Consider the following 23,156-nt stretch of genomic DNA (forward strand, 5'->3'; position numbering starts at 1 on the left):
GGGCTGTTTTTGGGTGAGCGGATAATCTCATTACTCTCCAAATACGCGGCTAATCTGCGACGAACGGCTCAAATACCGGCCCCGGATTCGCCTTCTTCGGCAAAGGCCGCCATGCCGCCTTCGGTTTCTTCGTCGATGCGCTTGGCAGCGCGCACCAGGCTGCTGCTGAAGATGAAGTCGCGCAGCTCGGGCACGGTGGCATTCAGGATTTCCTCCTTGGTGCCGTCCCACAGTTTGCGGCCCTGGTGCAGAAAGATGATGTGTTCGCCAATATTAATCACCGAGTTCATATCGTGGGTTACCACGACGGTGGTGATGTTGTACTCGTGCGTAATTTCGTGAATCAGGTTGTCAATTTTGATGCTGGTGGCGGGGTCGAGGCCGGAGTTGGGCTCGTCGGCGAACAGGTAAGTACAATGCGGGGCAATGGCGCGGGCAATGCCCACGCGCTTCCTCATGCCGCCCGAAATTTCGGCGGGCATCTTGTTGCCCGCGTTTTCGAGGCCCACGCGCTTCAGGCAAAACTCGACCCGGTCGCGGCGCTCCTCGGGGCTCATTTCGGGCGTGAGCATCTGGAGCGGAAACTCCACGTTCTGAGCCACCGTCATGGAATCGAACAGGGCCGCGCCCTGGAACAGCATCCCGATTTTGCGGCGAATTTCCTGCCGGATATCAATCTTGCTGTTGGTGTATACCGTGCCATCGAAGGTGATGGAGCCGATATCGGGCTTCATCAGGCCCACAATGCACTGCAGGAGCACGCTTTTGCCCGTGCCCGAGCCGCCGAGCAGCAGGTTGCACTTGCCGGTTTCGAACACGCACGAAATGCCCTTCAGCACGGGCGTGCCGTCGAACGATTTTTCGATGTTGGATACTTCAATCATGGTAGTTGTCAGTTGTGCGTTGTCAGTTGTTAGTTAACTAGTTGCTCATCATCAATGCAGAAAACGGACAACGAGCAACGGACAACTAAATCAGAGAAGCAGGGCCGCAAGGGCGAAATCGGCAATCAGGATGGCGATGATGGAGTTGGTAACAGCCCCGGTGCTGGCCGCCCCTACTTCGAGGGCGCCGCCGGTGGTGTAGTAGCCTTTGAACGCCGAAATGCCGGATACGAGGAAGGCAAACACCACGGCTTTAATGAGGGCAAAAACGATGTTGTAGGGCACAAAATCGGTGCGAATGCCTTCGATGTAGTCCTGGGCCGTCATGACGCCGGTGAGCGTGCCGGCCAGGTAGCCGCCCAAAATGGACAGCAGCATGGCCAGAATCACCAGCAGCGGAAACATGAGCAATGCCGCCAGAATGCGCGGCAACACGAGGTAGGAAGTGGAGTTGATGCCCATAACTTCCAGTGCCGAAATCTGCTCGGTGATGCGCATGGTGCCCAAACCGCCGGCGATGCTGCTGCCCACCTTGCCCGCCAGCACGATGCTGGTGATGGTGGGCGCCAGCTCCAGAATGGTCATTTCGCGCACCATGTAGCCGATGGTGGACTGCGGGATGAGCGGATTGGTAAGGTTGTAAGCAATTTGCACACAGGTCACGGCCCCGATGAAGGCCGACACGATGGAGACGATGACTATCGAATCGACGCCGATGAGAATGGCTTCGTCGATGGTGCGGTTCCACAGTACGCTGAACCGCTCGGTGCGCGAAACCATGCCGCGCAGGAAGAGGACGAACGAGCCGAAAGTTTTGAGCATGGGAAACTATTGAAGAATAAAAACCGAAGTTTGGGCGAAAATGTTGCGCTTTGCAGCTAGCCAGGGCGCTTTGCCACCTTACGTAAAACCAACCAGACACAGTGCAAACGAACGAAAATTTAATTGTCGTGACCGGCGGCAGCAAAGGTATTGGTCGGGCGGTAGTGTCGCGCTTTGTGCGGGCCGGCTTCCCGGTAGCCACCTGCGCCCGTTCGGCGGCCGACTTGGCTGTTCTCACAACCGAAATGGTGGCCGAAGTTCCCGGCGCCACGCTCCACACCCTGCCCGCCGACCTCAGCCAGCAAGCCGATTGTGTTCGTTTCGCGGCGTTTGTGCTGGCGCTGGGCTCGCCGGTAGAAGCACTGGTGAACAACGCGGGCGCATTCCTTCCCGGCCGGCTGCAGGACGAGCCCGCCGACGGCTCGCAGCTGCGCCAGATGCTGGCCGTGAACCTGCTCAGCGCCTACGACGTGACCCTGCCGCTGCTGCCGGGCCTCATTGCGCGGGGCCGCGGGCACATCTTCACCATTTGCTCCACGGCCAGCAGCACGGCCTACCCCAACGGCGGCTCCTACGGCATTGCCAAGCACGCCCTGCTGGGCTTCACCAGAAACCTGCGTGAGGAGCTGAAAGCCAGCGGCGTGCGCGTGACGGCCGTGCTGCCCGGCCCCACGCTCACGGCCAGCTGGGCGGGCGTGGCCCTGCCACCGGAGCGCTTTGTGCAGGCTGAGGACGTGGCTGAGGCCGTGTTTTCAGCCTATTCCATGTCGCCCCATGCCGTGGTGGAGGAGCTGTTGATTAGGCCGCAGCTCGGGGATTTATAGGTTGGCGGTAGGGTCTGGGCGGCGAATCCAGCGCTTGTGCACGAAAAGCAGCCCCATTGCCCAGAATAACGCCTCCGTACAGCCAGCAACGGACTGAATCAATGCTGGCCACACGGCTAAGGCCAGCACCGTGGCTCCCACACCAATCACCCACATCAGCTTAAGGTAATCCAGCAGGTTCCGGTGTTTTTTCGCGTAGCACCACCAGCCGTAAACGGCGACAAACAGGGCTGCTCCCAGGAATAACAATTCGCGGCCAAAGGCCCAGTGTTCGATTTTGAATACCACTCCCACACCCAACAGCAGGATGCCCACTACGAGCGGCGCTGCAAATCCGGTGTAGTTCCAGATGCGGCTGGAGGACACCATAAGACCCATCAGCAACCATTTCAGCACGGCATATGCCAAGGCAATTGCTGATGCAAAGTGGAAATCGATAAGGTCCATTCAGGAAGAAAAATACTTGTTTGGCGCGCTTTACTCTACTTTCTTTCCGCCTTTGCCAGTCACGTTGATGCCTATGCTGGCTGGCAGGCCACTGAAGTGGTAATACAGCGTACCTGCTCCCGCCACGGTGCCATACAGCGCCTCCGTGACCCGTACGTGGGCATCGCCGTCGCTGTCGCGCGTCATGTTGAAGTAGCAGCGGCGTAAGGCCAGGCCCTGGGCAAAGAGCCGGCCGGAACCGCCCACGGTGAAATTCATCTCGGCGATGGTGCCGCTCAGGGTCACGTCGCCCAACTCGTATTGGTCGATGTTGAGGTAAGTAGCATTCAGGTTGAGGTCGTAGTCGCCGGCCCCTACGAGGTGAACAAATAGGCTGTCCTGCGCGAACTGGCCCACGGTGCTGCCATTGCCCTGCCCGCGCAGGAAAACATTTTTGATGTGCGGCAGGTGCAACGTTACCTCGCGGGGCGTGTCGTAGCTGCGGGCCCAGTTGCAGGTGCTGGTGTTGTTAATTTCTAACGCGTTGCCGTTGCGCGTGAGGGTGATGTCACTTATCAGGTTTTCGCCCGCCCTCACTTCGGCGTAGGTTTGGGTGTCTTGCACCAGGCGCAGGTCCACATTATCGAAGGCCGTGACGGTGACGAGGCCGGGGGCCACCTCGCGGCGTTGGGTGATGATGGTGCCGGTGCTTTTGAGGCAATCGGTGCCGTGGCCGGGGCCGCAGGTGCTCAACCCCGCTGCCAGCGCCAGCCCCAGCCCGGCGCGGCCCAGCCCGCGCAACACCCCAAACCAACCCAGGCCGCTAACTTGCGGCCGCAAACTCGTGTCGCGCATATTCAGCCTTACTTTCCCCAAAGATAAATGGACCTCACCGGTAAAATCGCCATCGTGACCGGCGCGAGCAAAGGAATTGGCCGCGCCACCGTGGAAGCGCTGCTGGCGCGGGGCGCCGCCGTGGCCGGCTGGGCCCGCTCCGCCCCCGAAGGCCTGGTGCACGACCGGTTCCAATTTTTTGAGTGCGATGTGCAGGATGAGCATTCCATCACCGAAGCCTTCACGAACACCCAGCGCGAGCTGGGCCCGGAAATCCATGTCCTGGTGAACAACGCCGGCCTAGGCATTATGGGCGACGTCGACGGCTTCAAAACGGAAGACTGGAAAACGATGTTCGACACCAATGTGCTGGGCACTTTCCTGTGCACCCGCGCCGTACTCCCGCAGATGAAGCGCCAGCACGCTGGCCATATCGTGAACGTGGCCTCGCTGGCCGGCACGACGGGCACCGCCGGGATGTCGGGTTACTGCGCCACCAAATTCGCCGTGCGCGGCTTTTCCGATTCGCTGTTTAAGGAAGTGCGGCCAAACGGCATTCGCGTCACGTGCATTATGCCCGGTTCGGTCGAAACCAACTTCAACGGCAACGAGCCCGGTGCCACGCCCAATCCACATAAGATGACGCCGGAATCCATTGCCGACGCCATCGTGCATGCCATTGAAGCGCCGGACACGACCATGATTTCCGAAATTCAATTGCGGCCGGCGCAGGTGAAATGAGCGGTTGGTTGCTCGTTGTCAGTTGTCAGGTTCTGATGATGTGGCAGGCGAACGACTGACAACTACTAACTGACAACTAACCTCCAATGGTAGAAATAGAGCACCTGACCAAAACCTACGGCACCCAGAACGCCGTGGACAACATCAGCTTCACGGCGGGTAAGGGTGAAATCGTGGGCTTCCTTGGGCCAAACGGCGCGGGCAAGAGCACCACGATGAAGATTGCCACCGGCTACCTCCCGCCCACCGCCGGCACCGTGCGCGTGGCCGGCTACGACGTGCTCGTTGACAGCCTTTCGGTACGCCGCCACCTCGGCTACCTGCCCGAGCACAACCCCCTCTACCTGGATATGTACGTGCACGAGTACCTCGAATTCATTGGCTCGGTGCACGGATTGCGGGGCTCCGGCCTGCGCAACCGCGTGGCCGAGCTGGTGCGCCGCGTGGGCCTGAGCCGCGAGCAGAACAAGCAAATCGGCGCGCTCAGCAAGGGCTACCGGCAGCGCGTGGGCCTCGCCCAGGCCCTCATCCACGACCCCGACGTGCTCATCCTCGACGAGCCCACCACCGGCCTCGACCCTAATCAGATTCTGGAAATTCGCCAGCTCATCCGCGAAGTGGGCGAGGACAAGACCGTCATTTTCAGCACCCATATTCTGCCCGAAGTCACGGCCCTGTGCTCCCGCGTGCTCATCATCAGCCGGGGCAAGCTGGTGGCTGACAGCCCCGTGGCCGAGCTGGCCGCCCGCGCCGCCGGCGAAACCATCGTCCGCGCCGAGTTCGAAGGCGCGGTAGATACGAGCAAGCTGGCCCAACTCCCCGGCGTGCGCCACGTGGAGGCCGCGCCCGATGGCGCGGTCCTGCTCCGTACCGCGCCGGGCGTGGATGTGCGCGCCGCCGTGTCGCGCCTCGCCGGGCAGGAAGGCTGGATTCTGCTGGGGCTGCGGCAGGAGCATCAGAGCTTGGAAGAGGTGTTTGGGGAGTTGACGAAGTAATATTTCGAACGTCATGCAGAGCGCAGCGAAGCATCTCGCTTGCCTCGTTCCATCGCCATTGAATTACTACCACACGCGAGATGCTTCGCTACGCTCTGCATGACGTTCTTGCTGCATGACGTTCTAATTACCGGCTTCCACGCCCTATGCTAACAATCCTTCAAAAAGAATTCAACGCTTTCCTGAATTCCCCGGTCGCCTACGTCGTGCTGGGGGTTTTTCTGATTGCCACCGGCCTGTTCGTCTGGGTATTCCCCGACAGCAGCGTGCTGGATTACGGCTACGCCGACCTGCAAACGCTGTTTTCGCTGGCCCCGTGGATATTCCTGTTCCTGATTCCGGCCATCACCATGCGCACCTTCGCGGAGGAGAAGAAGGCCGGCACCATCGAATTGCTCTTAACCCGGCCGCTCACCGATGGGCAGATAATTGGCGGCAAATATCTGGCGTGTTTTTTACTGGCTTTGTTGGCCTTAATTCCGACGCTGCTCTATTATTTCTCGGTGTATGAATTGGGCAGTCCGGAAGGCAATATTGACTCGGCAGCTACCGTCGGCTCCTACTTAGGTTTGGCATTGCTGGCGGCAGTATTCGCGGCCATTGGCATCCTGGCTTCGGCCCTCACGCGGGACCAGATTATTGCGTTTCTGGTGGCGGTGGTGGGCTGCTTCCTGATTTATTCGGGGTTCGATTCACTCGCCTCAGTGCTGGAAGGCAGCCCGGCATATTACGTGAGCCAGCTGGGCATTGCGGCGCATTACCGCGATTTGAGCAAGGGTTTGATTGACTCGCGGGACTTGGTTTATTTCTTCAGCGTAGTTGCAGTGGCCCTGCAAGCTACCCGGCTGGTACTTCGGAGCCGGAATTGGTAATGGAAAATACGTTGACGAATTCGCCGGTAGCGGCTCCGGTTCCACCCTCCCGCAAGCAGCGCGACCTGCTGCAATTTGCCGCGATAGTAGGCTTGTTGCTGCTCTTCAATTTCACGGCCCAGCGCTTCTTCTTCCGGCTCGATTTGACCGAGGAAAAGCGCTACACGATGTCCGACGCCACCAAAAAGCTGCTGCGCGACCTCAAGCAGCCGGTCACCATCACGGTCTACCTCACCGGCGATTTCCCCCCCGCCTTCCGCCGCCTGGAGCAGGGCGTGCGCGAAACCCTGACCGAATTTCAGGTATACGGCGGGGCTAATCTTAACTACATTTTCATCGACCCCAGCGCGGCCGGTACCGAAGCCGCCCGTAACCAGTTCTACGGCTCGCTCGTCAAAAAGGGCCTGAAACCCACCAACCTCGGCGCCACCGAAAATGGCAAGCGCGTCGAGAAAATCATCTTTCCCTGGGCGGTGGTGAGCGTGGGCGGGCACGATAAGAACGTGCTGCTGCTGCGCGGCAACCAAACCGCTGCGGCCGATGTGCGCCTCAACCAAAGCATTGAGGGACTGGAATATGAATTGGCCAGCACCATCCGCACGCTGGTGCCGGCCCTGCGCAAGCGCATCGGCGTGGTGGAAGGCCACGGCGAGCTCACCAACGCGCAGGCCGGCGACATGCTCGGCACCTGGCAGCAGCAGTACGATGTGTTCCGCGTCACGCTCAGCAAGGTGAAGGACTTAAGTGCGCTCGATGCCATCGTGGTGGCCCAGCCCAAAACGCCTTATTCCGAAGACGACAAATTCAAGCTCGACCAGTTCATCACCCAGGGCGGCCGGGCGCTGTTCTTCGTCGATGCCCTGCGCGTGGACCTTGACAGTGTGGCCCGAAATGGTGTCGCGCTAGCTACGCCCTACAACCTCAACCTCGACGACCTGTTCTTCAAATACGGCCTGCGGCTGAACCAGAACCTGCTGCTCGACCTGAACAGCGGCCAAATCCCGCTCGTGACTGGCATGGACGGCAACAAGCCCAAAATCGAGCCCCTGCCCTGGCAGCTCTACCCGCTCATCAACAAGTTCAGCCCCCACCCCATCACCCGCAACCTCGACGCGGTGTACCTGAAATTCACCGGCAACCTCGACACGGTGAAGGCCACCGGCATCCGCAAAACTGCGCTGATGACCACCTCGCGCTATACCCGCGTGCTGCCCGCGCCGGTGCCCATCAACTTCAACGACGCCCGCCTGGAGCCTAATCCCAAGCTCTACCAGAAAGGCTTCCAGCCGGTGGCCTACCTGCTCGAAGGCCAGTTTACCTCGCTCTTCGCCAACCGCGCCCGGCCCGGCACCCTGCAATTCCAGCCCGAGAAATCGCCCACCGCCAAGCCCAGCAAAGTCCTGGTGCTGTCCGATGGCGACTTCATCCGTTCCGAAATCGACCCCAAAACCGGCAACCCCTACCGCCTGGGCTTCGACCGCCTCGCCAACACCGAATTCGCCAACCGCGAGCTGGTCCTGAACGCCACCGACTACCTGCTCGACGAAACCGGCCTAATTGCCGTGCGCGGCAAGCAAATCACCCTCCGCCCCCTCGACAAAGTGAAGCTGGCCGAGCAGCGCCGCCGCTGGCAGCTCCTGAACCTGGGCGCGCCGCTGGTGCTGCTAGGGTTGTTCGGGGCCGTGCGGGCGTGGCGGCGCAAGCGGCGCTATGCCTCTTTTGGGGCGTAGCACGGTCCCTTAGCCCTACTTATTTCGACCTTGAAATGGTTGTAGCAATCGGCCGTCAGATTTTCAGAGGCCAACATTTTTCTTTAGGTGCCTGAAAACCGTGTTACGGACACCAACATTTTTCTTTAGGTGCCTGAAAACCGTGTTACGGGCATTTGAGCTAGTTATTACCCGCTCACTCGCCAAAGTGAAGCTGGCCGAGCAGCGCCGCCGCTGGCAGCGGCTGAACCTGGGCGCGCCGCTGATACTGCTGGGGTTGTTCGGGGCCGTGCGGGCGTGGCGGCGCAAGCGGCGCGATGCGGGGTTTAGCCTGTAATGTCAGTAGTTTTGTCATTCAATTGGCATCGCCTGCTGCCGACTAAAGCAGAAATCTATTTTCACTAAAGCTCCACTTATTCTTCCTATTCGGGCTTTGACAGTGGATGCGTAATTAGCAAATGCAACAACAACTTCATCAAACAATCAAGCTTGATAGTTCTATAAATCATCGTTCTATTTTTGATAATCAACTCGAAGGTCTGCGTGGCTTGGCAGCACTAATTGTAATACTAAGCCATATAATAAGTAATACATATAATCTCGACCCTCATTATCCCTTAACTGGAATTTGGCAGTACAGCCCTCCTGGGCACATTAGTGTCTTGGTGTTTTTCATTCTTTCCGGATACGTAATTGGCTTAAGCAATTCTAAACCGATTACAACAAACATTGCTCGGCGAGTGTATCTAAAGAAAAGATTTGTTCGACTTTATCCGCTTTACCTTGTTTCGATTCTATTATCTGTTGCTTTAGCTGCCATATTTCATCAGTATTTTAGTTTTAAGACCATTGGCTTACACCTTATTTTTGGCCAGGTGTTGTTCACACCAGTTCTAAGCAACAACGACCCACTTTGGTCTTTGAGCTATGAAGTAGTTTACTATCTCCTCTACCTGGTACTGTCGGCCTATCAATGGCGTCCCGGCGTAGTAGCACTTGCTTGCGTGGCATTTAGCATTGCCTGCCGATTCATTCCTGGCATGCCTCAGGTACTGGTCTCCTATAGTTATGGAGCATGCTTCTGGCTAATTGGCGTTATGCTATCTGAACAGCAACGTTTGGACAAGCCCTTTAAACACGGGGTGCTGCTATCCTTTCTGCTACTAATGCTATGCTATGGCAGAATGAATTTAGGTATCAGCCTATTAGAGCGGACTAATTTGAATGTGCTCCCAACAATGACATCGACATGGTTTGAGCGCGCCATCCTTTTCTCCGATTTTTCTTCCCTCTTATTTTGTTTGCCATTGCTGCTTCGTTTTACCAATCGGACAATGCCCGGGCTGGTATGGGTCGAACATCTCGCGTTTTTAGTACCAGGGCTCTATTTGGCAACTTACTTCGTATCCGGGAAAATACATGACCAGCAACTGTTTGACACGGTATTTATTCCTACCCTCTTTTATGCCGCTGCACTATTCATTTATGTAACACAAGGCAAATGGGATGCCGCGGCTAAATGGTCACTAACCAAATTAATTCCTCTGGGCAGCATTTCATATGGGATTTACATTATTCATTTTCCGCTAATAATGCTTTTCCAGCATGTAGAAATATTCAGCGGCTCTTCCCTCACATTCCTGTTGCGGTGCAGTCTGTATTTGGGCATTGTGCTGGCAGCCGGCTGGTTTTTGGAACGCAAGTTCCAGCCTTGGGCAAAGGAGATAATCGGCTGATATAAACCCCTCGAAGTCTGGCATCTGCATCCATGCAATGCCTCACATTTAAGAGAATTAAAGGGGGCAATAATACGCTGCGTCCCAACCATCACCGGCAAGTCCTCCGCGCCTCTTCCAAACCCCAACCCCACCCCCTATCTTTGCCCCCCGCCAACCCCAATCCCCAGCCTCGCACCATGAAATTCATCGTATCATCCTCCGCGCTGCTCAAGCAGCTGCAAAGCATCAACGGCGTGGTTACGAACAGCCCCGTGGTGCCCATTCTGGAGAACTTTCTCTTTGAGATTGAGGCCGGCAAGCTCACCATCACCGCCTCCGACCTGGAGACGAGCATGATTACCGAGCTGCCCGTGGAGGCCCGCGATACCGGCCGCATTGCCGCGCCGGCCCGCATCCTGCTCGATACCCTCAAGAACCTGCCCGACCAGCCCGTGACCTTCACGCTGGACGAGGAAACCTACACCATCGAAATCAGCTCGGCCAACGGGCGCTACAAGCTGGCCGGCGAGAATGCCGCCGACTTCCCCCGCGTGCCGGTGGTGAAGGGCTCAGCCCCGATTGAGATGCCGTCGTCGTCGCTGGCGCGGGCCATCAACAAAACCATCTTCGCGGTGAGCACCGACGAGCTGCGCCCGGCCATGACCGGCATCCTCGTGCAGCTGGCCGACTCGCAGGTGACCTTCGTGGCTACCGACGGGCACCGCCTGCTGCGCTACCGCCGCCAGGATGTGGGCGCGGGCCAAACCGCCAACCTCATCATCCCGCGCAAAGCCTTTAACCTGCTGAAAGGCACGTTGCCCTCGGAGGCCACGCCGGTGAAGATGGAGTTTAACCAGAGCAACGCTTTCTTCTCCTTCAACCAGATGCGCCTCGTGTGCCGCCTGATTGACGAGCGCTACCCGGACTACGAAAACGTGATTCCGGTGAGCAATCCCAACAAGCTCATCATCAACCGCGCCGAGCTGCTGAATTCGGTGCGCCGCATCAGCATCTACTCCAACAAAACCACCCACCAGGTGCGCCTGCGCCTGACCGGCTCGGAGCTGGTGGTTTCGGCCGAGGACCTGGATTTTAGCAACGAAGCCAAGGAAACGCTGAGCTGCCAGTACGACGGCGAGGACATGGAAATCGGCTTCAACGCCCGCTTCCTGCTCGAAATGCTGGCGAACATCGACTCCGAGGAAATCACCCTGGAGCTGAGCACGCCCAACCGCGCCGGCCTACTGATGCCCACCACGCCGGATGAAAACGAAAGCATTCTGATGCTGGTGATGCCGGTGATGCTGAACAATTACGTTTAATTCTTTATTGCGCTTACTCAGAACGTCATGCTGAGCGCAGTTGAAGCATCTCTACCGCGCAAGTAATTCATTACTGCCGCACGCGAGATGCTTCGACTGCGCTCAGCATGACGTTCTGCTTTTCCTCTAACAACTCATGAAAAAATCAGAAATACGTTTCAGCATTGCTCTCGACGACAACAAAGTACCCGAGGCCATTAGCTGGTCGGCCACCGATGCGGGGCCGGATATTCACTTCGCCAAGGCCATCAACATTGCGCTATGGGACCGGGAGCAGGTGGGCACCATGAAAATTGACCTCTGGACCAAGGACATGCCGATTGATGAGATGAAGCGCTTTTGCGTGGACAACATCGGCTCGATGGCCGAGAACATTGTGACGGCCACCAACGACAAGGAGATGGCCGCCAAGATGCGGGCACTTTGCAAGGAATTGTCGGACTATCTGGACCGGCAGGAGCAGGACAGCTAGATTCCAAAGAGCAAAAAAAGCCCTTCGCACGATGTGCGAAGGGCTTTTTTTGCTCTTTACCTGGTGGGACTAAAAATTAGCGGGCGTTGCGGCCCAGGTTGCCAGCCGGGCGGCTGACGGGCCGGGTGCTAGCCGGGGCAACCGATGCATCGTTGGCACGAAGTGGCGCCGGGTTTTGCACCGCATTTGTGAGCAGGATGCTGGCCGATTGACTGGCAAAATCCTTGTCGTACTTGTAGTAATTGGCCCGGGAGCCAAAGTAGCTGCTGTATTGCTCGTTGCTGAGCACTGCTTGTAACTCCTGGTCGCGCTCCTTGCACACGCCGTTGCACTGCTCGTCAATCAGCCGCTGGTTGCCCGCATTCCTGCGCTCGATGGCAGCCATCTTGGCAACCTTGTCGGCGTTGATGGCCCGGAGCTTGGTGGCCTGGTAATTATTGAGGCGCAGGTCGCGCACCATTTGGTTGCTCAGGCGGTCGGCGCGGGCCTGCACGGGGTTCAGGCGGGGGCTGGACTGGGTTTTATCCTGCACGGCCACCGTGTTGTTGGGGGCTTGCTGGGCAGAAGCGGCATCGGCCAACAGAGCCAGGATTAGAGAAGCAAAAGCAGTTTTCGTAGTCATTGTCGTAGGGTTTCAACGTACACTTACGCAAGGACCAGGCCAGTTACCGGCGGTCCAGTGACTCAATTTAACGAAGAAACCGTGCTATCGGTTCGGGTTTATTGGAGATGCATTAAGCGGCCCGAATATTCTACCACTTGTTTTTCCACATCATTGACTCCACTGGCTTGTCGGTGCGGTCGTTGTATTTAGCGTTCTGCTTGCGATTGTAAAGGGTTTCCACATTGCCCTGCACGGTGAAGTAAATCAGCTGGCCGATGGGCATGAAACGGTAGATTCGCACGGGCATGGACACGCTGATTTCCAGCGTCCAATGATTGCAAAAGCCCACGTCGCCCTTGCCGGCGGTGGCGTGGATATCGATGCCCAAACGGCCCACGCTGCTCTTGCCTTCGAGGAAGGGCACGGTGGCGTGGGTTTCGGTGTACTCCTGCGTTACGCCGAGGTAAAGCTGGCCGGGCTGGAGCACAAACCCTTCGGTTTCGGGGATTTCAAAAGTGTCGATTTCGTTGTGCCGGCGGGCATCCAGCACCTTGTCGCGGTAGGTGGCCAGGTACTGGCCCAGGTGCACATCGTAGGAATTGGTGCCCAGGCAGCTGCGGTCGTAGGGCTCGATAACAATGGTGCCTTTTTCGATTTCAGCGAGGATTTGCTGGTCGGTAAGAATCATGGGGTGGTGCTGAGTATTGAATGCGGGCTTGTGGCGCAGAAGCGAACCCGGGCGTTAATCGTCGTCGTGCTGCCGCGCCGAATCGGCGGGCTCGATGTCGTCCTCGTCCTCGTCGTACCGGTCTTCCTGCAGGCCCTGCGAGCGGTTGGGACGCAGCCGGCTGGCCAGGCTGCGGGGCTCAGGTTCGGGCTCCGGGTCGGCAGCAAGGTTGTTGATGCGGCGGCTGAGGGCTGGCAACACGCTGGTAGCGAGGTACAGCAGCAGCACAAAGCTGCCCAGGCTCAGGAGCAGCGTGAAATAGTCGAGCCAGTCGTGTTGCGGCGCGGGCCCGGCCGCGGTAGCGTTAATGGGCGCCGACGAAAGCGGCTGCTCGTCGTTGGACGCCGCCGGGGCGGCATCGTCGTGGGTGGTGAGGGGCGCGGCTACGGGCGCTTCGGGCTGGGCATCGGCATCGGCCGGGGGCACGGCGGCATCGGCCGGCGCGCCGGAATCGTTGAACTGGGCCGCGGCTTGCTGAATGAGGCGCTGCTCGGCCCGGACGAGGGCCACCCGCTCGTCGCGCGGCAGGTTGTGAATAAAGAACTCAAAGTTCTTATCCAGCAGCACCGATTTAAGTTGTTTATCAAATTCAGCCAGCGTGTTGGGACCGTTGCCGTAGCGGTTTTTGAACCGCTCCGCAATGCCGTTATAATTCAGAAACAGCTGCTTGAGGCCCGTATTGGTGCCGAAGCCGTCGAAGTCGCGGCGGGCGGCAGCGGTACGCAGCGTGATGGGAAACTTGCCGCGGGTGAATGACTTGTCGTACACCGTTTCCATGGTCCGAAAATTCAGCTCGTCGACGGTTTTATCGAAGAGGCGCTTGTTGGCCTGGGCGGGCGTTTCGGCATGGACCAGCGGCCCCAGCAAGAGCAGAAAGAATAGAAAAATCGGTTTTACCATGGAGCAAAGGTAAAGCGCAAGGTTTCGCGAAGTTTAAAAATTGAGTCTCGCGAAGGCAAACCGGTATTTGTGAGCCGTTTGCCTTCGCGAGACTTGGTTTTTAAACTTCGCGCTACTTTGCGCTATGGGCTTCTACCAACGATTCGCGGCAGGCGGTCAGGTACATTTCCACCAGCTCATCAGTGATGGCCGTGGATACGAACAGGGCCTCAAACTGGGAGGGCGCCAGGTAGATTCCCCGGTTCAGCATGGCGTGGAAATAGCGGCCAAAGGCCGCCGTGTCGCACTTTTTGGCATCGTCGAGGTTAGTCACCGGCTCGCTGGTGAAGAAGAGGCTGAACATCGAGCCGACCCGGTTCACGGTGTAGTGCAGGCCCAGCTCGGCGGCAATCTGGCGGGTACCGTCGGCGAGGCGGGCACTGCTGGCTTCGAGGGCGGCGTAAAGCTGGGGGTGCTCGTGCAGGTAGCGGAGCTGGGCCATGCCGGCGGCGGTGGCCATGGGGTTGCCGGAAAGCGTGCCGGCCTGGTACACTTTGCCAACGGGCGCCACCCAATTCATGATGTCCTCGCGGCCGCCATAGGCGCCCACTGGCAGGCCGCCACCAATGATTTTGCCCAGCGTCGTCATATCCGCTTTGATGCCATACAGTTGCTGGGCGCCACCCGCGGCGAGGCGGAACCCGGTCATCACCTCATCGAAAATGAGCACGATGCCGTGCTGGGTACAGAGCTCGCGCAGGCCTTGGAGAAAACCCTCGGCGGGGGCCACGAGCCCCATATTGCCCACTACTGGCTCCAGAATCAAGGCCGCAATCTGGCCGGGATTGGCCGCGATGAGGGCTTCGACGGCGGGCAGGTCGTTGTAGGGCGCGGTGAGGGTGTCCTGGGCCACGCCGGTAGTTACGCCGGCCGAGTCGGGCTCGCCGGCGGTGAGGGCGCCGCTGCCGGCGGCTATGAGGAAGGCATCGGCGTGGCCGTGGTAGCAGCCTTCAAACTTGATGATTTTGGCGCGGCCGGTGTAGCCTCGGGCCACCCGAATGGCCGACATGCAGGCCTCGGTACCGGAGTTAACCAGCCGTACTTTTTCGATGCTGGGTACCATTTCCCGAATCAATTCGGCCATCTCGACTTCGCGGTGGGTGGGCGCGCCGAAGCTGAGCGAATTGGGCAGGGCCTTGGCCACGGCATCAAGCACGATTTGCGGCGCGTGGCCGAGAATCATCGGGCCCCAGGAGTTAATAAAATCGACGTAACGGTTGCCGTCCACGTCGGTGAGCCAGGCACCAGCAGCGCTTTGCATGAATACCGGCGAGCCGCCCACGGAGCGAAAAGCCCGGACGGGAGAATTTACGCCGCCGGGAATCAGGGTTTTGGCACGTTCGAAAAGGGCGGCGGAAGTGGTGAGGTTGAGCATATTTTTTTGAAGTACTAAGTCGTTTTTAAGTGTCCTGCCGAACGCCGCGGAGCATGACGCTCTTGTATTCCCTGGCCCCTGCCCTACCGCACCACTTGCAGCTCCAGGTTATTCAGCTTGACGATGGGCACCACCTGGTTGTCGTGGGCTCCGCCGACGTAGCTCTGGCCCTCGAAAATGGCACCGGGCACGGGGGGCACGCTGGCCAGGGCAGATTGAAATGCCGGGCCGTACTGGAACAACGTGTTGCCGAAGTACAGTAACAGCTCAAAGCCCTGGTTGGCGTAGACGGACGGCGGCAGGTGCTGGCTCAGGAGATAGAGCTGCCGGAAGCGCCGAAAACCCGGCGCGGTTTCGTCGAAGTATTTGGACTGGATAAAGTAGATGTTGGCGCTGAGCTGGCCCAGGTCGAGCCGGGGGTTTTCGAGCCAGGCGCTGGGGCACACCAGCGGCGGGCGCGGGCTGCCGGGGGTAGTGGTGCGTAAGGCGGCCAGCGCCACCGGGCCGGTGTGGCGGTTATCGGAGGCCACCATGACGTGGCTGGCCCCGGCCAAATCAAGCCCGGTGAAGGCGGTGGTTACTTCGGCATCTACCTCCGCATTGAAGTGGCGGACCGCGCTGAATTTGCCTCCCAGCGCTTCGTAAGCGGCCTTGTAGGATGTGGCGAAAGCGACATCATCGTAGCCGTCTTCGTTCAGCAAAATGGCCGGACGGCCGACCCCAAAGGCATTGGCCGCAAACTCGGCGGCTACCCGGCCCTGGGTAGCTGCGCTGGGCGCAAACAGGTAATGCCAGGGGTTATCCAGCACCAGGGCGCCGTCCTGCGACAGCGGGTTGATGCACACAATCTGATGGTCACGGGCGTAGCGGCTCAGCAGCTTGGCCCCCGATTTGTACACCGGGCCGATGAGCAGGTCCATGCCCGCCAGCTCGGGCAGCGCCAGCACCTGCTTCAGGGTCAGGGTGTCGGCGCCAGTGTCGTAGGCAAACAGCTGGATGGGCCGGCCGGCGCGCTGCAGGCTGTCCTGGGCCAGGCGCAGGCCGGCGTAGAGGTCGGTAACGAACTGGTTTTTGCGCAGATTCTGCCAGCTGGGGTCGCTCAGCTCGAAGGGCAGCAGCACGGCCACGTTGTAGCTGGTTTTCTTTGCTGCAACTGCGCGGGGGCGCGGGGTGTAGCGGGCGCGGTCGAGGCTGAACCTGGCGATAATGTCATCCAGCTGCGGGCGGTCGGCGTCGGTGTAGGCCCCGCCCGCGATGAGGTGGTCGGCGTAGGCGCGGGCCAGGGTGGCATCGTCGGGGTAGCGCCGCAGCAGCCGCAGCCACGTGTTGCGCTCCCTGATGCGCGGCAGGTAGATGGTCTTCATGGCTTCGCGCTCGGACGTCAGCTTATCGGGCGGCAGCAGCGTCAGCGCTTTGAGAGCAGTGTCGAAATCCTCCTGCTCGAAGGAAACCTGGCCTTGCAAAAACAGGGCGTCGGGCAGGTTGGAGTACGAAGGGTATTCGGTGCGGAGCAGGTTAAGCAACTGTTCGGCCTCGGGCCACTCCTTTAGGCGGGCAGCGGCCACGGCGCTGAGGTAGGCCGCATCGGCCGCGCGGGCGAAGCGGGCAGTGGGCTGGGCCAGGGGTTCCAGCTGCTGCAGCGCCACGGCGTAGTTACCCTGATCGAGCTGCGACTTGCCGTTGCGGTAGCGCAGGGCAGCATCGGCCACGGGCGGCGTAGAAGTCCGGGGCTTAGCCGGCGTTTGGGCCAGTACGGGGCTGGCCAGGAGCAGGCCGGCCACCAGCCACCCAAGCGGCTTCGGCAGCGTAAGAATTGACGTCATCGAACCAATAAAACTGCCTACCTCTGTGGCAAGCGGGGCAAAATTAGCCATAAATGCCGCGGGGGCCACCGAAGCAAGCTCTTCGAATTTCAACAACGTTCAAAGCTGCCAAAACCCCTTCGAAACCCATTACAACCAATTCCGAGGCTGTTTCACCCCGCCTGCTGGTCCGGTACACCGCTCATGTGCTTCCCGAATCGTGGTTTTACCACCGCAGCCGCCCTCGTATCTTTAACCTTATGCAAGCAACCACCCTTTCCAGCCTCCCCTTCTCCCGTGCCCGGCTCACGCTGGTATTCGTGCTGGCCGCATCCGTGGCCCTAAGCATCCTGCTGATTGCCGGCCGCGTGGTCCTGACGGGACACTTCACCTTCCTTTTTCTCATCTGGAACCTGTTTCTGGCCCTCATTCCGTTTGGCCTCAGCACCATGCTGGGCACGGCCAGAGGGCCGCTGAAAGCGCGAATGCTGGTACCCGTGGGCGCGGCCTGGCTGCTGTTCTTCCCCAACGCGCCCTACATCCTCACCGACTTATTCCACCTCGACACCCGCCCCGGCGTGCCGCTCTGGTACGATTTGGCCCTCATCCTGAGCTGCGCCTGGAACGGGCTAATGCTGGCCTACGCCTCCCTCTCCGACATGCAGCGGCTGGTACAGCAGCGGCTGGGCTTCTGGTCGGGCTGGGCCTTTGCCACGGTGGCGCTGCTGCTCAGCAGCTTCGGCATTTACCTGGGCCGCTACCTGCGCTTCAATTCCTGGGACATCCTCACCAACCCCCTCACCCTGTTCTTCGACATCGTGAACCGCGTGCTGCACCCGTTTTCCTTTCCGGGAACCTGGGGCGTGACGCTGGTTTTTGGGTTGTTCCTGCTGGTGGGGTACGGAACGGTGCGGCTGCTGGGCAGGTCGCACGAGGAGTAGCCAAAGGTGCCGCTGCCATTGTTGGGCATTCGATGCCTAACCCTGCTCAGCCAGAATGCGCAGGGTTTTATCGTCCGGAATACCGCCGTAAAACTTATCTAACACCTGCTGAAACACGGGATTGGACTGCAACGACGCAAATAGCGTCATCGAAGATTTCAGTTTCAGGTCGTCGGGGCTGCCCAGGATGGCGTGTGCATCATTAGATGCCAGCCCCAGCAATGCGCGGCAAATTTCAAGCAGCCGACTTCCCAGCACGGGATGGGCCAGAAAGGCGGCCGCTTCCTGCGCATCGGCTAAAGCGTAGAACTTCGCGGTTGCGCTGACGCCCAAGCCTTGAATTTGGGGGAAGATGTACCACATCCAATGGCTGCGCTTCCGGCCATTCCTGATTTCTGCCAGGGCGGTTTGATACTCGTTGGCTTGCGCGTCCGTAAATCTTTTCAGGTTGCTGGTCATAGCTTTTTGCGCTGTCATGGTAGTCGAGTATTAACGGTGAGGGAATTGCTGCCGTTGCGGGGTTATTGCAACTATCGTTTGAGTGGGGGCGGCGATAAAGCGGCTAAATCGAGCCCGCACCAGAAGCTGATGCTTCGCTGAAATGGACAAGCTTGCGGACTCCACTTGTGATTTTTAGGGTGCCAAAGCGCCTCCTCCGTTCCCATCCACTGGCCCCGCAGTTCGTAGCCGCGCCGTAGCTTCGCCTCGTGGGCGCGGCGCTACTACCAGCCCCTGATTGCAGCATGACCAAACGGATTTTCTTCGGCCTCCTGGCCCTCCTACCCGGCCCGGCGCTGGCCCAAAAGCACACGCCCAAGCCCGCCGCGCCCAAGTCTACCGGCCCGTATTTCCAGCAGGAAGTCAACTATTCCATCGACGTGGCGCTCGATGACAAGGCCAATACCCTCGCCGGGCACGAGGAGCTGACGTACACCAACCACTCGCCCACGGCCCTCACGTTCATCTGGTTTCACCTGTGGCCGAACGCCTACCGCGACAATTCCACGGCCTTCGCCAGGCAGCAGCTGCGCAACGGCAAGCGCACGTTTCAGTTCGCACCGGCGGAAGGCCGGGGCTTTATCGACGGGCTCGATTTCAAAGTAAACGGGCAGGCAGCGAAGCTGGAATTCGACCCCAAAAACGCCGACATCGCCAAGCTGGTGCTGCCGCAGAAGCTGGCCCCGGAAGCCAGCGTGACCATCAGCACGCCGTTTCGGGTGAAGATTCCGGCGTCGTTTTCGCGGTTTGGGCACGTGGGGCAGAGCTACCAGATTACGCAGTGGTACCCCAAGCCGGCGGTGCTGGACCGGCGCGGCTGGCACCCCATCCCCTACCTCGACCAGGGCGAGTTCTATTCCGAGTTCGGCTCGTTCGACGTCACCATCACGCTGCCCACCAACTACATCGTAGGAGCCACCGGCGAGCTGCAAAACCCGGACGAGCGCGCCCGCCTCGATGCCCTGGCCGCCGCCACGGCCGGCAAAAAAACCGCCAAGGATTTCGGCACCGACCTCAGCTTTCCGGCTTCCGACCCCACCACCAAAACCCTGCGCTACAAGCAGGACCGCGTGCACGACTTCGCCTGGTTTGCCGACAAGCGCTTCAACGTGCTGAAAGGCGGCGTGACGCTGCCCTCGGGCCGCAGCGTGACATCGTGGGTCCTCTTCACCAACAAGGAGGCCGAAAAGTGGATAAAGGGCCTCCAGGACGTCAACGACGCGCTTACCTACTACTCGCAGTGGGTGGGCGAGTACCCGTATTCGGCCGCCACCGCAGTGGATGGCGCCCTGAGCGCCGGCTCCGGCATGGAATACCCGATGATAACCGTGACCCAGCCCGACGCCATTGTGCACGAGGTGGGCCACAACTGGTTTTACGGCATTCTGGGCAGCAACGAACGCGACTTTCCGTGGATGGACGAGGGCGTGAATACCTACGAGGAACTGCGGGAAAAAAGCCGCGACAACCCGCAGGCCGGCCTGATACAGGACATTTACAAGAGCAAGCGCGCCGCCACTGCCTTCGGCGTGGAGGGCCTGCCCGGCAGCGCCCTCAACCAAGCGCCGTACCAGGTAATGGCCAGCCGCGGGCTCGACCAGCCGGTGCAGGGGCCCACGTCGGCGGCCTTCGGGCAGGTGAACTATGGCGTGATTGTGTACTTCAAAACCGCCGCGCTGCTCAAATACCTGGCCGGCTATCTGGGGCAGGAGAAGTTCGATGGGGCCATGCACGCCTACTTCACCAAGTGGCAGTTCAGGCACCCCTACCCCGAGGACATGCAGGCCGTATTCGAGGAAAGCACGGGGCAAAAGCTGGACTGGTTTTTCCGCGAAATGCTGACCAATACCCGCGAGTATGACGCCGACCTTTTTGCCACGCAGCAGATTGGCGACGTGGTAAAAGTGCTGGTGCGCACCGACTCGCCGGTGCGCTGGGCCGTGCCCGTTTCCACGGTGGACGCGCAGGGCAAGGTGCTGCAAACGCTGTGGACGCCGCCCATGGGCGACCCCGAGGACGACGCGGAAAGCCAGCTCGATTTCCGGCGGGAAAACGTGGATGCCGTGGTGGTGGATGCCGAATACGTGACGCCCGAGCTCAACCGCCGCGACGACCGCCTGAAACTGGCCGATGGCAACTCCCGCCGCTGGGAGCCCCTGCGCCTGAAACCGCTCATCAACGTGGAGCGCTGGGACCGGTCGGTTATCAGCTGGGCGCCGGTGGTTGGGGCCAATACTTCGGATAAATTCATGCTCGGCGCGGCGTTCTACAACAATCTGCTGGCGCTCCGCAAGCTCCAATACCTGGCCATGCCCATGTACAGTTTCAGCCGCAACGAGCTAAACGGCATCGGCATGCTGAACCTGAACGTGCTGCCTGCCCGCGGCACCCGGCAGGTCATCACCGGCGTCACGGTGCAGCGGTTCGAGCGCTACCTGAAAGTGGAGCCCAGCATCACCGTGGTGCTGCCGCACTCGGCCTACGACCGGCCGCAGCAGCAAATTAAAGTGGCCAGCACCACCATCACCGACCAGGACCGGGGCACCACCAGCGTCCTCACGGCCGAATACGGCGTGCATGGCGGCAACGCCCTGCAAAAGTGGGGTGCCTTTGTCGAGCTGAACCAGCTCGACAGCAAGCCCACCGGCGCCGAGCGCGATGGGTCGGCCGTGCTGCTGCGCGCCAATGCTACGTACGAGCGGTTTTACTCGCCCAAAAAGCGGGTCACGCTGCGCCTGTTCGGCGGCCGTTTCCTGAGCCAGTCGGCCAGCTCGTCTTTCGTGCTCGGCCTCAGCGGCAGCCCGGACTACCGCCGCCAAACGGCCTTTTTGGACCGCCAGCAGGTTTCCCACTCCGTCACGGCCCAGCTGCACCAAACCGACAACCACGACGGCGCCTTCAAAGCCTACGTGCCCGCTACCAGTGACAAGTGGCTCAGCACGGTAAATTTCCAGGCCGATTTGCCCATCACCAAGTTCGCCGTATTCGCCGATTTTGGGGCCAGCGCCGACCGCCAGCTGGTGGCCAATCGCCCCGCCCAACGGCTGTTCTACGATGCGGGCGTGATGGTGCCCGTCATCCGGGACTTCTTCGAGCTGTATTTCCCCATCGCCGGCTCGCAGTACCAAACCGGTGCACCGGGCAGCTTCTCTGATTTCACCGACAATATCCGCTTCGTGCTGAATCTCAACCAGGCCAATCCATTTCGCCTGCTCGATAAAAAGCTGGCCGAATAACGCCCTTTGCGACCCCAACTCTCCTCAATGCCCGAACCCATGCTCTGGCCGCGCCTGCTCTCGCAGCGCCGCTTCCCCGACCAGCAACTGCCGCCGCCCAGCGCCGCGCCCGTTCGCGGCGCTTTCGTGCAGGACTACGACCGCGTGGTGTTCAGCTCCGCCTTCCGTCGCCTCCAGCGCAAAACCCAGGTGATGCCGCTCCCCGAAACCGATTTCGTGCACACCCGCCTCACGCACTCGCTCGAAACCGCCGTGGTGGGCCGCTCCCTGGGCCGCCTCGCCGCCCGCCACCTGCTGGAAAACGATGCCGAACTGGCCCGGCTCCTGCCCAACCTCGACCAGGACTGCGGCGACATCGTGGCCGCCGCCTGCCTGGCCCACGACATCGGCAACCCGCCCTTCGGCCACTCCGGCGAGGACGCCATCAGCAGCTACTTCATTAGCTCCGCCGCCGCGCCGTATCTGGAGAAACTAAGCGCCGCCGAAGTCGCCGATTTGCAGCATTTCGAGGGCAACGCGGCCGGTTTTCGCATCCTCACGCACACGTATGCGGCGCACAGCACGGGTACGGCCGGCCTGGGCCTCACCTACGCCACGCTGGGCGCGTTCACCAAATACCCCAAGCCCAGTCTCGTGGCAGAAACCGCCAAAACCGGTGGCGCTTCCGAAAAGAAATACGGCCATTTCCAGACCGAAAGTGCCCGTTTCCAGCACGTCGCGGCCGAGCTCGGCCTGCTGCCCAAAGACGCCGCCAACGGTTTCTACCACCGCCACCCGCTGGCCTTTCTGGTTGAAGCCGCCGACGACCTTTGCTACCGCATCATCGACTTCGAAGACGGCCTGAAGCTGGGCCTGATTGCGCCCGAAACCGGCCTTCCGCTGCTCAAAAAGATGCTCAACGACGCAGCCGGCCGCATCGGCAGCGTGCAGTGGCACGACTGGCGCGAGGAGTTGGGCTACGTCCGTGCCCGGCTTATCGGCAAGCTGGTCACGGAGCTGGCGGCCCTCTTTGCCCGGCATGCCCCCGCCATCCTGTGCGGCGAATATGACCAGCCCATAATCAAAGAGCTGTCCTGCTGGACTGATTTGCAGGAAGTGCAGCGCCTGAGCATCAACCAGCTCTACCGCAGCCGCCCGGTACTCGAAATTGAAGCCGCTGGTTTCGAAGTCCTCGGCGGCCTGCTCGACGCCTTCCTCTGCGCCGTGTTCGACGCCAGCCAGGGCCACCGCAGCCGCAAGCTGCTGCTCTTGCTGCCCGAGCAGTTCCGCGCCGAAGGTCATCAGGCCAACGTCTCAGCCTACGAGAAAATCCTGCTGCTCACCGATTTCGTGGCCGGCATGACGGACCAGAACGCCCTGAGCCTGTACAAAACCATCAAGGGTATTGAGCTGCCGAAGGGCTTCTAGCCTCGCTT

At 60.0% G+C, this 23,156-nt stretch carries 22 protein-coding genes; 12 read left to right on the forward strand and 10 right to left on the reverse strand.

Annotation, left to right across the window (positions count from 1 at the left end):
* Positions 1 to 68: 68 nt before the first annotated feature.
* Together J4G38_RS06390 and J4G38_RS06395 are read right to left on the reverse strand one after the other, a co-directional pair.
* Positions 69 to 884: an ABC transporter ATP-binding protein gene (locus J4G38_RS06390; RefSeq protein ID WP_210515897.1), complete on the reverse strand. Its 816-nt coding sequence runs from the start codon at positions 882 to 884 to the stop codon at positions 69 to 71.
* Positions 885 to 974: 90 nt separating this feature from the next.
* Entirely contained in the window at positions 975 to 1,706 is a 732-nt protein-coding gene (locus J4G38_RS06395) for an MlaE family ABC transporter permease (RefSeq protein WP_210515896.1), read from the reverse strand.
* A 101-nt stretch (positions 1,707 to 1,807) separates the two neighbouring features.
* On the opposite strand from J4G38_RS06395, the gene J4G38_RS06400 reads away from it, so the two are divergent.
* On the forward strand, positions 1,808 to 2,530 hold the full coding sequence (locus tag J4G38_RS06400) for an SDR family oxidoreductase (protein ID WP_210515895.1): 723 nt from the start codon (positions 1,808 to 1,810) through the stop codon (positions 2,528 to 2,530).
* Here J4G38_RS06400 and J4G38_RS06405 read toward each other — a convergent pair.
* Both J4G38_RS06405 and J4G38_RS06410 read right to left on the reverse strand, forming a co-directional pair.
* Entirely contained in the window at positions 2,525 to 2,977 is a 453-nt protein-coding gene (locus J4G38_RS06405; protein ID WP_210515894.1) for a hypothetical protein, read from the reverse strand. The genes J4G38_RS06400 and J4G38_RS06405 overlap by 6 nt on opposite strands.
* 30 nt (positions 2,978 to 3,007) lie before the next feature.
* Positions 3,008 to 3,796 carry a GIN domain-containing protein gene (locus J4G38_RS06410; protein ID WP_226163203.1) on the reverse strand — a complete coding sequence of 263 codons (789 nt, stop codon included), beginning with the start codon at positions 3,794 to 3,796 and terminating at the stop codon, positions 3,008 to 3,010.
* A 42-nt stretch (positions 3,797 to 3,838) separates the two neighbouring features.
* Here J4G38_RS06410 and J4G38_RS06415 point away from each other — a divergent pair, with 42 nt between their 5' ends.
* From J4G38_RS06415 to gldC, 8 genes are all read left to right on the forward strand, one after another.
* Positions 3,839 to 4,531 (forward strand): SDR family oxidoreductase, encoded by a 693-nt coding sequence (locus J4G38_RS06415; RefSeq protein ID WP_210515890.1) that lies wholly within the window; start codon positions 3,839 to 3,841, stop codon positions 4,529 to 4,531.
* Between the two features lie 86 nt (positions 4,532 to 4,617).
* Positions 4,618 to 5,526 carry a gliding motility-associated ABC transporter ATP-binding subunit GldA gene (gene gldA / locus J4G38_RS06420; RefSeq protein WP_210515887.1) on the forward strand — a complete coding sequence of 303 codons (909 nt, stop codon included), beginning with the start codon at positions 4,618 to 4,620 and terminating at the stop codon, positions 5,524 to 5,526.
* A 146-nt stretch (positions 5,527 to 5,672) separates the two neighbouring features.
* Entirely contained in the window at positions 5,673 to 6,398 is a 726-nt protein-coding gene (gldF, locus tag J4G38_RS06425; RefSeq protein ID WP_210515885.1) for a gliding motility-associated ABC transporter permease subunit GldF, read from the forward strand.
* The gene (gldG, locus tag J4G38_RS06430; protein ID WP_210515883.1) at positions 6,398 to 8,128 is read left to right on the forward strand and encodes a gliding motility-associated ABC transporter substrate-binding protein GldG; all 1,731 of its coding nucleotides are present in this window, start codon (positions 6,398 to 6,400) and stop codon (positions 8,126 to 8,128) included. Before gldF ends, gldG begins: the two co-directional genes overlap by 1 nt.
* A 142-nt stretch (positions 8,129 to 8,270) precedes the next feature.
* The gene (locus J4G38_RS06435) at positions 8,271 to 8,444 is read left to right on the forward strand and encodes a hypothetical protein (protein ID WP_210515881.1); all 174 of its coding nucleotides are present in this window, start codon (positions 8,271 to 8,273) and stop codon (positions 8,442 to 8,444) included.
* 121 nt (positions 8,445 to 8,565) lie between these two features.
* Complete coding sequence (locus J4G38_RS06440) at positions 8,566 to 9,843, forward strand: acyltransferase family protein (RefSeq protein WP_210515879.1); 1,278 nt, start codon at positions 8,566 to 8,568, stop codon at positions 9,841 to 9,843.
* Between the two features lie 179 nt (positions 9,844 to 10,022).
* On the forward strand, positions 10,023 to 11,147 hold the full coding sequence (dnaN, locus tag J4G38_RS06445; RefSeq protein ID WP_210516369.1) for a DNA polymerase III subunit beta: 1,125 nt from the start codon (positions 10,023 to 10,025) through the stop codon (positions 11,145 to 11,147).
* Positions 11,148 to 11,283: 136 nt separating this feature from the next.
* Positions 11,284 to 11,619: a gliding motility protein GldC gene (gene gldC, locus J4G38_RS06450; RefSeq protein WP_210515877.1), complete on the forward strand. Its 336-nt coding sequence runs from the start codon at positions 11,284 to 11,286 to the stop codon at positions 11,617 to 11,619.
* Between the two features lie 76 nt (positions 11,620 to 11,695).
* Here gldC and J4G38_RS06455 read toward each other — a convergent pair whose 3' ends face one another.
* The 5 genes from J4G38_RS06455 to J4G38_RS06475 form a co-directional block, all read right to left on the reverse strand.
* On the reverse strand, positions 11,696 to 12,241 hold the full coding sequence (locus tag J4G38_RS06455; RefSeq protein ID WP_210515875.1) for a hypothetical protein: 546 nt from the start codon (positions 12,239 to 12,241) through the stop codon (positions 11,696 to 11,698).
* A 130-nt stretch (positions 12,242 to 12,371) separates the two neighbouring features.
* On the reverse strand, positions 12,372 to 12,911 hold the full coding sequence (gene dcd / locus J4G38_RS06460; protein ID WP_210515873.1) for a dCTP deaminase: 540 nt from the start codon (positions 12,909 to 12,911) through the stop codon (positions 12,372 to 12,374).
* Positions 12,912 to 12,965: 54 nt separating this feature from the next.
* Complete coding sequence (locus J4G38_RS06465; RefSeq protein ID WP_210515871.1) at positions 12,966 to 13,850, reverse strand: hypothetical protein; 885 nt, start codon at positions 13,848 to 13,850, stop codon at positions 12,966 to 12,968.
* Positions 13,851 to 13,962: 112 nt separating this feature from the next.
* Positions 13,963 to 15,264: a glutamate-1-semialdehyde 2,1-aminomutase gene (gene hemL, locus J4G38_RS06470; RefSeq protein WP_210515869.1), complete on the reverse strand. Its 1,302-nt coding sequence runs from the start codon at positions 15,262 to 15,264 to the stop codon at positions 13,963 to 13,965.
* Positions 15,265 to 15,347: 83 nt separating this feature from the next.
* Positions 15,348 to 17,087 carry an ABC transporter substrate-binding protein gene (locus tag J4G38_RS06475; RefSeq protein ID WP_210515867.1) on the reverse strand — a complete coding sequence of 580 codons (1,740 nt, stop codon included), beginning with the start codon at positions 17,085 to 17,087 and terminating at the stop codon, positions 15,348 to 15,350.
* A gap of 239 nt (positions 17,088 to 17,326) precedes the next feature.
* On the opposite strand from J4G38_RS06475, the gene J4G38_RS06480 reads away from it, so the two are divergent.
* Positions 17,327 to 18,007 carry a DUF1361 domain-containing protein gene (locus J4G38_RS06480; protein ID WP_210515865.1) on the forward strand — a complete coding sequence of 227 codons (681 nt, stop codon included), beginning with the start codon at positions 17,327 to 17,329 and terminating at the stop codon, positions 18,005 to 18,007.
* Positions 18,008 to 18,043: 36 nt separating this feature from the next.
* On the opposite strand, the gene J4G38_RS06485 is transcribed toward J4G38_RS06480, so the two are convergent.
* Complete coding sequence (locus J4G38_RS06485) at positions 18,044 to 18,484, reverse strand: DUF1810 domain-containing protein (RefSeq protein ID WP_226163205.1); 441 nt, start codon at positions 18,482 to 18,484, stop codon at positions 18,044 to 18,046.
* A gap of 266 nt (positions 18,485 to 18,750) precedes the next feature.
* Between J4G38_RS06485 and J4G38_RS06490 the strand changes: the two genes are divergently transcribed.
* On the forward strand, positions 18,751 to 21,741 hold the full coding sequence (locus J4G38_RS06490) for a M1 family metallopeptidase (protein ID WP_210515863.1): 2,991 nt from the start codon (positions 18,751 to 18,753) through the stop codon (positions 21,739 to 21,741).
* Positions 21,742 to 21,768: 27 nt separating this feature from the next.
* Positions 21,769 to 23,148, forward strand: coding sequence for a dGTP triphosphohydrolase (gene dgt, locus J4G38_RS06495; protein ID WP_210515862.1), 1,380 nt, complete (start codon positions 21,769 to 21,771; stop codon positions 23,146 to 23,148).
* Positions 23,149 to 23,156 lie beyond the last annotated feature (8 nt).

Source organism: Hymenobacter terricola, from assembly GCF_017921975.2.
Classification (GTDB): domain Bacteria; phylum Bacteroidota; class Bacteroidia; order Cytophagales; family Hymenobacteraceae; genus Hymenobacter; species Hymenobacter terricola.